Genomic DNA, 13,596 nt, shown 5'->3' with positions numbered 1-13,596 from the left:
TAGCAGGTGACTTAAGTCACCTGCTAATAGTAAGGATTTTTCGCTAACCTTCTTTTCCCTCAAATATCCAATTTCCTACTTCCCATCCATTGAATGATTTCAGGGTTTCGGTGGTCAAAAAAGAGACTGGTTTTTGTATCTAAGCTTTTAATATTTTCCATTTCATCCGATTCAAGATTAAAATCAAAAATATCAAAGTTCTCAGCCATTCTTTCTTTACGTACAGATTTTGGAATAACTACTACTCCTCGTTGTGTAAGCCACCTTAGGATGATTTGAGCCACGCTTTTATGATACTTATTTGCTATCGAAAGAAGCAATTCATTTTGAAAAATGTTGTTTTTCCCTTCTGCAAATGGTCCCCATGATTCGATTTGAATATTATTTTGTTGAAGAAAAGCTTGATTTTCAATTTGCTGGCAAAATGGGTGTGTTTCAACCTGATTTACTGCAGGAGGCGTTTTTGCTCCGAACATCAATAAATCCATCACACGGTCTGGTTGAAAATTAGAAACGCCAATAGCCCTTACTTTTCCAGCCTCGTAAAGTTCCTCCATCGCTCGCCAAGAACCAAATATGTCGCCATAGGGCTGATGAATCAGGTATAAATCTAAATAATCCAATTGCAATCGTTCCAAAGACTTTTGAAATGCTTTTTTCGTATTTTCATATCCTGTGTCTTGTACCCAAAGCTTCGTAGTAATAAATAGTTCTTCTCTCGCTACGCCACTATTTTTGATAGCCTTCCCTACAGCTTGCTCATTCATGTAAGAGGCAGCAGTATCAATAAGGCGGTAGCCTGTTTCTATGGCATCAATTACCGATTTTTCACATTCATTAGCATCTGGAATTTGAAAAACGCCAAAGCCTAAAATGGGCATTTCGATGCCGTTGTTTAGTTTTACAGTTTGCATACTGTTAAGAAATAGAAATTTGTTAGTTTAAATTTTTATACTCATTTGGCGTACACCCCACCCGTTGTTTAAAGAGTCTCGTAAAATGTTGCGGATATTTAAAGCCTAATTCATAGGCAATTTCATTGACTGTTTTATCTTTTTCAACAACCTTGTCTTTGGCTATGTCTATAATCTTTTCTTGAATGTATTCCTTGGCTGATTTGCCTGTTTCTTTTTTAAATAAATCGCCAAAATAATTGGCGGATAAATGAAGTTGGTCTGCAAAATAAGCGACAGAAGGTAACCCAATACTTTGAGGTTTTTCTGATAAAAAATAGTTATTCAACAGGTCTTCAAATTTTAAGAGAATCCCTCTATTAACGTTATCCCGTGTGATGAATTGACGGTCATAAAAACGGTCACAATAATTAAGGAACAATTCAAGCGTGGATGCAATAAGCTTCTTGCTATGCTTATCAACTGGCTGTTTAAGTTCTGATTCAATTTTCATGAAAAGGTCTAACACCAACTGCCGTTCATCCTCGGATATGTGTAATGCCTCGTTTGTTTTATAACTAAAAAAGTTATAATCATTGATTGTCTTTGAAAGAATGGTTCCATGGATTAGGTCAGGATGAAAAATCAATCCATACCCTACAGGCTGATAAGCTATTCCATGATTATCTACTTCCATCACTTGTCCTGGGGCAAAAAACACCAATGTACCTGCCTGATAATCGTAATAATCACGCCCATAACGTATATCACCACATTTTACATCTTTCAGATAAATACAGTACATCCCATACTGAAACTTAATGGTTTTAGCCTCAGTACCCCAATTTCTTTCATCAGCTTTTGAAAAGTCGATAACACTTACTAAAGGATGAAGTGTCTTATGATTATTATCAGCATTGTAATTACTGATATTATTTATCGGATATAAAATTTCCATGTTCGTCTTGTTTGAAACAAAAGTAGTAATTCTATGATAACTATATCAAAGCACGAATTTCAATCAGTGAAAATGGTAGAAAAAGCAGTGTTTTTTATACTATTCATCTATCAAAATAAGATGAACTTTGTAATCGGTAATCTTCACATTACGAAGTCAAATTTGAAACATTTACAGCAACTATGAAAAAATCGACTGAAGTCTTAATCTTTCTTTTACTAATAATTACGTATTCTTTGAAAGCACAGCATGCTGATAGTAATGCTCCAAAAGTTCGTACCGCATCAGGAATAGTACGCGGAGTAACGGAGGGAGATGTTGCTATCTTTAAAGGGATTCCTTACGCTGCTCCGCCCGTAGGCGAATATCGCTGGCGACCACCCCAAGCAGTGAAGCCGTGGGAAGGAGAACGTGATGCTACTCAGTTTTGTAAAGACTGTGGACAGGCTGGTTTTTCTCAGGCAGGAAGGCAAAAAATATCACCTAATTCAGCCGAAGACTGCTTGTCGTTGAATATATGGAAACCCGCAGAAGTTAAAAATAATGACAAACTGCCCGTAATGGTTTGGATTCACGGCGGTGCTTTTGTGTTTGGTAGCGGTTCAAGTCCTGAAAACTCAGGTATTTCTTTTGCCAAACAAGGTGTTATTTTAATCACTTTTAACTATCGACTGGGTAGAATGGGTTTCTTTGCTCATCCTGCTTTGAGTAAAGAATTCCCAAATGAACCCAAAGGGAACTATGCCTACATGGATCAAATAGCAGCGCTCAGATGGGTAAAAGAAAATATTGCTGCATTTGGTGGAGACCCTAAAAACGTGACTATTTTTGGGGAGTCAGCAGGGGGTGTTTCTGTACAATCATTACTTACTATCCCATCTGCGAAAGGCTTATTCCATAAAGCAATTATTGAATCGGGTGGTGGGCGTGATGGTGTATTGACTGGCAGACCCATCAATCAAGAAAATGCTGATAAATATTACCCTATTTCTGCCGAAACAATTGGATTGAATTTCGCCAAAAAACATGGCATCGAAGGTACAGATGCAGCCGCACTTGCCAAACTACGTGAGCTTCCTGTGGCTGATATTATCGATAGTGGTGAAGAAAACGTAGGAAATACGCCTATTTATTCGGGACCAATTCTTGATGGAAAACTTGTGATAGAAACAGCAGAGAGTGCTTATAAGGCAGGCAGACAAAACAATGTACCAATCATTATTGGCTCAAATAGTGCCGAAGTACCCGCAGGGTTTGTCAATGCCCTAAATAAAGAAGAGCTTTTTTCTTTATTTGGTAACATGAAAGAAGAGGCACAAAAAGTATTTGCTCCAGATACTACCAGAACTCTCGCAGAAATGCTCACGATGGTAAATACAGACAAAGTTTGGGCAGAACCAGCTCGTTTTACAGCGAATGCAGTTACTAAAAAAGCCAACAGTGCGTATATTTATTTGTTCTCTTATGTGCCAGAAGCCATGAAAGCGCGTGCAAGATATGGAGCACCACATGCATCTGAAATTGCCTATGTGTTTAATAACTTAAATGCCCGTTGGGGTAATCCCAAAACAATGCCTGAAGACGAAGCAGTTGCTAAAATGATGAATGCCTATTGGGCAAATTTTGCAAAAACAGGTAATCCAAATGGAATAGGACTACCAGAATGGCCCATATATAATGCAAAAAGCAATAAATTGATTGATTTTCAACCTGATGGAAAAGCAGTAGGAAAACCTGACCCTAAAAAAGCAAGACTTGATGTAATTGAAAAGGCTGTTACGTCAGGCAATTTACATTAACATCAGTAGTATCTTTTATCAATAACATTAAACAACATACTTAATAATAATATGAAAGCAATAATATTAGTAGTTTCGATTCTTTTAGGTGTTGGGCAAGTTGGATTTACCCAATCTTCCGACAAGACAAAACAAGAAATCATGCAGCTTTCCAAAGACAAATGGCAATGGATGGCAGACAAGAACGTAGACAAACTTGCACTTCTTTTCGATGACAAAGCAAAATTTGTACACATGAGTGGTACTTGGAAGAAAGATGAAGAGCTTGAAATCATTAAAACAGGAAGTATTTGGTATAAAAATGCCATAGTGCATGATTCAGCTATAGAAGTTTCTGGTAAAACTGCTATCGTGTGGAACAGAATTACGCTTGAGGCTATTGTGCGAGGAACGGAAGCCAAGACTGAATTTACAGTAACAGAGGTCTATCAAAAACAAGGTAAGGCTTGGAAACTATTAGCCTTGACTTTTAGTAGTGTACGAGATACTCATCAGATAAAGAAATAGTAGAAGAAATAGTACATAAATCAAATACTACGTTGTCAAAAGACAAATGTTATAAAACTTCATTCACACAAGCCATTATATTATTTGTCGTTGGTGGGAATAAAGTGGTGTTGGTCTAAAATCATCCCTAATACATTTTCTTGTTCAAATAAAAGAATATTTTTGACTGAAATTAGCTTACAAATTGAGATTAAATAGAAAAGTTTAAAAGCGATATAAGAATGTCTATTTAATCTCTCTCACATATAAATATCAATCTACAACACCTCTTTACCGATAATTTGTAGCTTACAAAGACAATGTTTGAAACTCGTAAGATTCTGTTTGAAAAATATTATTTCTTATTGTTTTATTTATATAAATTCGCTTAATTCTCAATAAAGTAGATATAACGCTATGGCAAAATACTCACTAAAAATAAACGGGAAAATACAACAGGTAGATGTTGACCCGTCAACTCCAATGCTTTGGGTTTTACGAGACCACCTTAATCTGCCTGGCACCAAATTTGGTTGTGGCATGGCTATGTGTGGAGCGTGTACAGTTCATTTGAATGGTACTGCCATTCGTTCTTGTAGTATGCCTGTGTCAGCAGTTGGCAAGCAAGCCATCACTACTATCGAAGGCTTGTCTGCGAATGGTACTCACCCTGTACAAAAAGCATGGATTGAACACGACGTGGCTCAATGTGGCTACTGTCAGGCAGGACAAATGATGAGTGCGGCAGCTTTATTAAAAGAGAACCCTAACCCTTCAGATGAAGAGATAGATGCTTCCATGAGTGGTAATATTTGTCGTTGTGGAACTTATTTACGTATTAAGGAAGCTATTAAATCTGTAAAGCAATAGCAAAAAAATATCAACATGGAAAATAATAATACACAAAGCCGTCGTTCATTTTTAAAGTCTTCCGCTCTCACAGGTGGTGGATTAATGCTGAGCTTTACTTGGCTGTCGAGCTTCAAGTCGGCAGACAAAATGGCTCTAATAAACTTGCCAGAACAATGGAGTGAACTCAATGGATATATCAAGATTACGCCCGACAATATCATCAAAATCATGTGTCCGAATCCAGAATTCGGTCAGAACGTAATGACTTCGTTACCTATGATGGTAGCGGAAGAATTGGACGTAGATTGGAAGAATGTGGTAGTAGAAATGGGACCACACGATAACGTAAAACTAGGCCCACAATTTACAGGAGGAAGTAATTCAGTGAGAATGTACTGGAAACCTTTGAGAAATGCAGGGGCATCGGCCAGACAAATGCTTATCGAAGCGGCGGCTCAAACGTGGGGCGTTCCTGCTACTGAAATCACGACAAAAGCAGGTGTTCTCTCTCATTCAAGCGGAAAATCAGCGAAATATGGCGAAATAGCTAGTAAAGCAGCCACCATACCTGTACCGAAAGATGTGAAGTTGAAAGTCCCCAAAGATTTTTCGATTGTAAGAAATTCAAAGAAAAATACAGAAGGTTTAAAAGTAGTTACGGGCAAACCACTTTTCGGAATGGATTACCGAGTTGATGGTATGCTGATTGCCATGATTCAGCATCCGCCAGCATTTGGCATGAAATTAAAATCTTTTGATGCTACTCAAGCCCTAAAAATGCCGGGTATCAAACATGTTTTTAGCTTCAAATTATATGATGATGGTTTCGAGCAAGGTGGTTTTGATACCCGCACATTCAACGATTTGTTGGTTGTTGTGGGCAATTCTACTTGGGAAGTAATGAATGCTCGCAAGAAACTAAAGATACAGTGGGAGCCTACTGGCGACGTGAAAGATACGATGATGGGGCGAGGTGGAAAACGAGAAGTGACTGTGCCAGGCAGATTAGAAACCACGAGTGGTCAAATGGAATTAATGGCTGAATATGCTAAAAAACCAGCCCAGCAATTAAGGAAAGATGGCGACCCAGAAAATGCTTTCAAAAATGCCACTCAGATTATCGAACGTACTTATAATGCGCCGTTTTTGGCACACAACTGCATGGAACCGATGAATTTCTTTGCCCATGTTTCAGCAGATAAAGCCGTAGTGGCTGGTCCACTACAAGCACCGGGCTGGGTAGAGCCTACACTTTCAAAGATTTTGAATCTCCCTGCCGACAAGATTGAGATTCAAATGACCCGCATGGGCGGAGGCTTTGGTCGTAGAGCGTATGGTCAATATGTATATGAGGCGGCTCGCATTTCTCAGAAAATAAAGGCACCCATCAAATTGATTTATACCCGTGAGGATGATATGACCTATGGAATCTATCGCCCAATGTACACGGCTACTTATCGTGCAGCTTTAGATGCCAATAAAAACCTGATTGGTTTTCATGTAAAAGGTGGTGGCATTCCCGAGCACCCTGTTCATGCGAATCGTTTCCCTGCGGGTGCAGTTGATAATTACTTAGCCGAAGGTTGGGAGATTCCTTCCAATATTACGATTGGTGCTTTCCGTGCGCCTCGTTCTAATTTTAATGCAGCAGCGGAACAGTCGTTTTTAGATGAAGTAGCAGAAGCTATGGGCAAAGACCCTATTGCCTTCCGTTTGGAATTATTAAAACGAGCAAAGGAAAATCCAGTAGGCAAAAACAATGAATATGACGCTGATAGATATGCAGGGGTTTTGGAATTAGTAAGAGAAAAATCTAATTGGGGTAAACCTGAAAACAAAAATAAAAAACGTGGCGTCGCTGCTTATTTCTGCCATAATTCGTATGCCGCCCACGTGGTGGATATGATAGAACGCAATGGCGAACCTTATGTAGAACAAGTAACCAGTGCGATTGACTGTGGCATTGTAGTAAATCCAGACGCTGCAAGCAATATGGTGCAAGGTGCTGTGGTTGATGGCATCGGAAATGCTTTTTATGGAGCATTAACCCACAAAGACGGCGTAGCAGAACAAAGCAATTTCAATAATTACCGTATTATTCGTCATAACGAAGCTCCTAAAAAAGTGGATGTACATTTTGTGCTGAACGATCTTGACCCTACTGGACTTGGCGAGCCTCCCTTCCCTCCTGTGTTTGGAGCAGTCGCGAATGCGTTGTATAAAACAACAGGTAGACGATATTACAATCAGCCTTTTACATCTGATCAACCAAAATCATAAATTCAGCTTATTCAAACCCTTACTATTAACAAATGACTTAAGTCACCTGTTAATAGTAAGGGTAAAACCTCCTCTTTTTTCTCCCATCCCCAACAGACACAACATTTCCCAGAACGAAAATCTATGATATAGCATTATTATAGATACTTATCTTTTTACTTTCCAACTTGGGTATTCATACTAATTGAAAGAATCTTTGAGTCACCATGGTGATATCCGCTGATACGCTCTTGAGCGATTTGTCATTTAAAGAAAGATACTGTAGCTTTGTTCAGCAAGGTTTCTGCATTTTTCCATAATATATTATAAGTTTTCTGAGGATTGCTATTTCAGAGCTTGAAAAGTTCGGTCTAAAATCCATTCTTTTTCTTACATACATAAATACACTATTCACATCCAAAATATAGCTCATTGGAATACCTTTTTAAAATTGACAGCAATATGTGCTTAAATTTGTTTTAATTGTTTCGGTGATGACTAGCCGAAAGAGTATTAAATAGCTAATCCGTTTTTAACATGATTTCAATCTTACCTAAATCAGGTCTTAAGTGCGTATTTATTAAGAGGTTTCTGTTTTTTTTACTGCTATGCTCATTTACTAATAGTGCATTTGCACAGATAAGAATAACGATACAAATTATTCCTCCATATCGGTATCGCATTACCGACTATACTTCGCATCCTGAACAAATTCTTATTACAGTTTTAAACACTACTACTAGTGAACAACGGCTTCAACTTAGGGGTACTGTAACTGGCGACAATGGAATCGAGATGCGAGTACAGTCCAGTTTTAGAAGCGCTTCACCACTTGTGATGTCACCTGGTGAGATGAAAGTGTTGAATGGTGGAGATTTCACTTCATTCTTTGATCTTGATCATCTTGATTATGTCGGAATTACTTCGGCGGAAGCTATCCGTGGTAACGGTCTTCCCGAAGCTAATTATCGATTGTGTATTCGTGCCTATAATTATGATACAAATGTTCCAGTAAGCGCCGAAGATCCTATTGGTTGCAGTAATAATTTTAGTGTAACTAGCTTAGAGCCTCCTGTGATAATTGCACCCATGGACGGGATGGAAATCACCAATACTTCCGTTCAGCTAATATCACTTAGCTGGGGAACTCCTCCTGGTGCACCCCCTACTACATGGTATAGAGTCCGTATCGTAGAAATCATTGGAAATCGTAATCCCAATGATGCGATTATGAGTGCTACTCAACCTTATTTCTTTGAAAAAGAAGTAATGGGAAATATGTATATATATAGTCCTGCTGATCCGCAATTAACCCTTGGCAGACGATATGCCATGATGGTTACTGCCTTTGACCCTAATGGTTTTACCAATTTTAGGAATAATGGACAAAGCACAGTTATTAATTTTAAATATGGACAAAGCTCTGTTGTAATAAACGCTGGTGTAACAGGTATTAGTGTACCCGCAGGAATGGGTAATACATCATCAGCAGGATCAACGCTAATCCAGACTACAACTCCTGTAGTTCCTGTAAACAGCGTATTACAGGGGAAAGTCACCTTCGCGTATGCTTCTTCAGAACAAACTGATGAAACAGGTACGGCTACATTAACAGACTTAGCAACGAATGCCGCCGCAGAATCAATTACAAGTCTACCTGTTAATAACCCTACCCCAGGCACAACCAAATACAACTTAAATAATGGTCAGGTAACATTGTACGGAACAATGTTTTCAGGAGAATCAATTGTACTGGGTACAGCCCAAACGGCTTCGGATGGTACTTATAGTATAAGCTTCAATACCGTTACGGCTGATATGTGTCAAGGTTTTTATATCATAGCTAAGCATACCGATAACCAACTTTACCCTGTTACGCAAACGGTAAAATTGGTAAAAACTAGCACTAATAGCTACGATACCAACCTTGGAACGACTGTCTTACAGATTATCTCTATGCAAGTAAAACCACTAGTATTAGTGACTACTGGTTATCCTGGATTGACGCTCAATTTCTTATTAAATCAAGCCAAGTACAATGCATCACCAGTAATGAAGGCAGTATTTGGTAACTCTCCCGAGACTGTAACCTACAATAACGTTAGTTATGTAGTACTTGCTAAACGTAGCAATGGAAACACGTTTAAACGATTGTTCAGAAGTACTGCACCTGATGACTACTTGGTACAAGTAAGCTATCCATCAACAGAATCGGTCTATTATCCGTTAGGAACGTTGCCTGTACGAAGTACATCAGACACTGCCAAAATCGTTACACGTGTAACAAAAAACTTTGTTTTTAACGTAAGTAAAAACCAGATAGATGGTATTGTTACCTTCTCAGGCATTCCTCAAAGCGGTTCAAAAGTTACAGCCACTATTCAAACGTATGACCTTAGACCCGGCGTACCTAAGAACGTCAATACTGTATATACGGCTATAACTGATGCTAGTGGTTATTATAAGTTCGCTGAGTTACCATGGCTTCTTCCGAGAGGTATTGTTAAATTATCCGTTACAGATACTCGTATTATGGAAAGCGCTACGGAAGTAGATGCAGTGATACAAGACGGACAACAACTTCAGACCAAAAATATTGCCCTTAAAAAATTAGTAGCAACCATTATTGGTCGAATAAAGTTTAGTGCGTCGACAACTGGTGATGGCATAGAAAATGCCCTAGTAACCCTAAGAGGTACTAATATCTCTGCGCGTACCACAAAAGATGGCTATTTTACCCTAAAGGTTCCCTATCCAGTTCCACGTGGTAGTAAACTTGATTGCTATGCTGATGGATATGTCGATAAAGAGATATCATTTTATATGTTGCAGGCAACATATCCATCGGGTGGATACACTGCAAGTAATTGGCAGTCCTATCTATGGGGTCTAGATCCGTTGAAATACCAGATTAAGAATAATATCACTGCAGATCTTCTAGGAATTGGTACGGGACAAGTGAAGGACATTTTTCCAACTTATTTCAGTGCAAGCGAAGAAGTGAAGGGCTCTTACGTGACATCTGAACTTGACACAAAACTTACCCTTATACCTAGTGGTAGTGCTGTTTTATTCTTTAGCTTGAGCAACAAGGAGATAGTTGGAGGAAAAGTAACCATAGATGGTAAGGAAGTTTTTACTGCAACAGATGGTGTTCCGTGGTTTTACACAGGTAAACCGGGAACGCATAGTTTTGCGATTGAGCCAATTGTAGGAGGCGCATCATTCATGAAGGCTTCAGGAATTTTCAATATCGTTAATGGAATTAGTGGGTTAGACCTAAAAGTAATATTAACGCCTGCTATGGTAATTACGGGTGTAATACGTAACAAAGAAACTGGAGCGGCGGTCGCAGGAGCCAAGATATATGTTAATGGTCTCCCTTATGAAGCCGTAACCGATGCTCAAGGAAATTATACGCTCACACTTCCCAAGGATAATAGAGAATATGTACTTAGTGTAGTACAATCAACGTTTATTGCTCCGACTGAAGTTAAAGTGCCAGTAGGAGTCAATAGTACAGTAGATTTCCCTCTTCAATATATAGACCCCGACGCACCGAGGCTACAAACTTTTGGAGGTTTTCCTGTAGCCATTACTAAAATAAAGAAAATAAGTGCAGGAAATTTTGAGATTACTGGCTCATTAACGGTTGCCTCTAATAGCCTATATACCATAGAAGGAAGGAACGCAACCCTAACGTTTAGTGATGTGCCTATCAAGGCTAAGGCAACAGATATTAATGCAGTGCCTTTGGGCGATGTTGTCTTTAAAGAGGCTGTCATGAACGTAAAGGCATTTAGCTTTGCTTCCATTGAGGTACAAGGTAATCCTTTTATCAAGCTTAAAACGGTAGGTTCAAATTTCATCATTGGTGGTGACCAGCTCGTGCTTCGTTTCAGTTCATCTAGTGCTACTGATAACATGCCGATTAATTTATCTGATGTAGTAGTCAAGGATAGTTTATCATTATCTCAAACATTTAATTATGTATTTAGTTCATCTCAAATTCCTGAGTTGAGTAGTAGTAGAAAATTGAGGATGAAGTTCCTAGAAACAGGTCAAAACTTTTCGTCAACGATTTCCTTCGTACCAGCAGCAACGGGGAATTTGGAATTAAAAGCGGGTATCATGGGTAGTTTATTAATCAATAAAAGTAATCCAAGCCTTAGCAGTACGGGATATAGTTTAAGTTCTTACTTCCAGTTACCTAGCATACCCGGACTGGTAATTCCTGCCAATACGTCCTCTAGTTACGAACAGTTTACGATGAAGCCGGCCATATCAGCACAAGGTAGCATGACGGTAAGCGGTAAGCCATTTGTTGCCACCATGCAACACTTCAGACTAGTTATCAGCAAGATGAATTTGTCGGGATTAGGGACAACAAACCCTAATTTAACAATGTCTGGAAAGATTACTGTTTTTGATGCAGCCAATGAAGAAAACGGAACGCTTACTATCAAATCGCTTTCATTGACAACCAAAGAAGGCACAGGAACTACCCTTGCGGGCGTAGTACAACTGCCTGCATCAGGGTTAACGATGAATGGGTTAACATTCAAGACCCCTAGTCCTACTAGTAACATCAGTTTGAGCTATAACTTTGATGCAGGAAGCTTTGAATTCAAAACTTCTGGCACGTTAGATTATGCTGGTACTGGAGGCTCCGCAGGTATCAAGTCCTCGTTGACAGGCGTATTCCCAATTGTGGTAAATCAGTTCCAGTTACGCAGTAAAGATTGGGATTTATACATCGTTGCATCACCCAATGCGGTGGTAGATTTAAAGGTAGCTAGGATAAATATCAAGACTATCTTAGTGAACATTGGTAACGGCATCTCGATGAAAGCCATGGCTCAAGCACTCACTGATGCAGCTAAGCCAGCTACGGCGCAAGTCGTTAACAATGTGCAAATGAAACCAGCAGAATCTACATGGGCAATAGGTCTGACAGGCGGGATTACTATTCCATTTGAAGGAATGACCACTACTGCTTCTGCCTCATTTGTAGTGGGTAATGTTGGCAATGGTCCTGAAATAATGTTGAATGATTTTGAGTTGGAAATGAAAACTCCTTCATTCAAACTGAATGGGAAAGTAAAGTTGCAGATTGATGATGTAAAACAAGGTTTTGAGGCCGCCGTCAAGCTAAAAATGGCGACGAAGGATTTTGATGCAGCCTTTAAATATTATAATTATACGGCAGGTGGCTTCCAAATTGCAGCCAGTCTGACGACCAATGCAGGTGTTGCTACAGGGCCTATCATGTGGCATAACATAGGTGGTGGATTTGATATTGATACTAGAACACAAAAATACGACGTATTCTTAAAAGGAAGTTTTGGTCCACTTGGCGTGCCAAAAACAGTAGCGATGGTAAAAGATGCTACCGTTGGGATTATGTTTGATAACACCAATTGTAATGACAACCCAGTGATATACGGTAGTGGGTCACTCATGATGAAAGACAAACTTTGGGGTGTGATGGAATTCAATGCAGATTTTTGTAGAAATTCATTACTAGTTACGGTTAGTTCTAAATCAAAAAATGATGTAAGATTAATAGAAGGTGTAGATGCAAGAATAGATGGTGTGCTGTATGCATTAGCGCCATCATCATCACAGGGAGATGGGGCTTTGTTCTTAGCAGTTAATGCTGATGCTTATGCTGGTGCTATCTTAAACGGGAACGCATTTATGGCATTTGGCTATAATTTTAATAGTAATACTCCTGGTGCTCCTATCATAGCTAAAACTTTACTAACGTTAGTAGGTCGCAACGGACTTGATAATAATGGTACCATGAATGCTGTTTATTTGAAAGGAGACTTGATTGTACCAAACTTCAATGCACGATTAGATGTCAACATAGCTGGTTTTAAAGCATTTGGTTTCTATTATAAATATGTTTCTTCAGGAGGTGTAGAGATGTATTATAAGTTCGTTGAAAATAAATTTTTCGCCAAGTCAGCATTCAGTACAGCATCCGATTTCAGGGTTACTCTTTTGGGTATGACGTTGGGAGCTATGGGTTCTGCTAGCATGAATTTGGAAGGAGGATTCGATGGTTCTTGGTATGCAAGAGGTAGTGCCAATTTAGCCACTCAATTTTATTCAGAAGAGCGAGCAGGCTGTAATTCAATCAACATTACTTATTGCTCTCCGCCAGCAGTCTGCCCATGCTTTAGTTATTTTTACGGCATCCCTTATCCAAACGGTAGCTTCAATTGCTCGTGCGGAAGTAACTGGGTTCCTTGTGGTGCAGGGTTTAAAATATGTCTTAATGTTGGAGCTGACTTTAATGTATCTAGCAATGGTTCAAGTGTTAACGTTCGCTTATACTAAT

General features: G+C 39.1%; 7 protein-coding genes. 5 read left to right on the top strand and 2 right to left on the bottom strand.

Annotated elements, in window-relative coordinates; translation table 11 throughout:
* Window positions 1-59: 59 nt before the first annotated feature.
* Together AC1RNE_RS18760 and AC1RNE_RS18755 are read right to left on the bottom strand one after the other, a co-directional pair.
* On the bottom strand, window positions 60-914 hold the full coding sequence (locus tag AC1RNE_RS18760; protein ID WP_492803040.1) for an aldo/keto reductase: 855 nt from the start codon (window positions 912-914) through the stop codon (window positions 60-62).
* 22 nt (window positions 915-936) lie between these two features.
* Window positions 937-1,851: a helix-turn-helix domain-containing protein gene (locus AC1RNE_RS18755; protein WP_492803038.1), complete on the bottom strand. Its 915-nt coding sequence runs from the start codon at window positions 1,849-1,851 to the stop codon at window positions 937-939.
* Between the two features lie 182 nt (window positions 1,852-2,033).
* On the opposite strand from AC1RNE_RS18755, the gene AC1RNE_RS18750 reads away from it, so the two are divergent.
* From AC1RNE_RS18750 to AC1RNE_RS18730, 5 genes are all read left to right on the top strand, one after another.
* Entirely contained in the window at window positions 2,034-3,650 is a 1,617-nt protein-coding gene (locus tag AC1RNE_RS18750) for a carboxylesterase/lipase family protein (protein WP_492803036.1), read from the top strand.
* A 51-nt stretch (window positions 3,651-3,701) separates the two neighbouring features.
* On the top strand, window positions 3,702-4,157 hold the full coding sequence (locus AC1RNE_RS18745; RefSeq protein ID WP_492803035.1) for a nuclear transport factor 2 family protein: 456 nt from the start codon (window positions 3,702-3,704) through the stop codon (window positions 4,155-4,157).
* 396 nt (window positions 4,158-4,553) lie between these two features.
* A complete protein-coding gene (locus AC1RNE_RS18740; protein WP_492803034.1) occupies window positions 4,554-5,006 on the top strand; it encodes a (2Fe-2S)-binding protein in 453 nt (150 codons plus the stop codon).
* Between the two features lie 15 nt (window positions 5,007-5,021).
* On the top strand, window positions 5,022-7,268 hold the full coding sequence (locus AC1RNE_RS18735; protein ID WP_492803032.1) for a xanthine dehydrogenase family protein molybdopterin-binding subunit: 2,247 nt from the start codon (window positions 5,022-5,024) through the stop codon (window positions 7,266-7,268).
* 516 nt (window positions 7,269-7,784) lie between these two features.
* Window positions 7,785-13,595, top strand: a complete 5,811-nt coding sequence (locus tag AC1RNE_RS18730) for a carboxypeptidase regulatory-like domain-containing protein (RefSeq protein WP_492803030.1) — start codon at window positions 7,785-7,787, stop codon at window positions 13,593-13,595.
* Window position 13,596: the final 1 nt, after the last annotated feature.

Source organism: Arcicella sp. GW822-FHT02H01, from assembly GCF_058802005.1.
The sequence above is the reverse complement of the archived record's forward strand: the minus strand, read 5'-3'. Positions and strand labels throughout refer to the sequence as shown.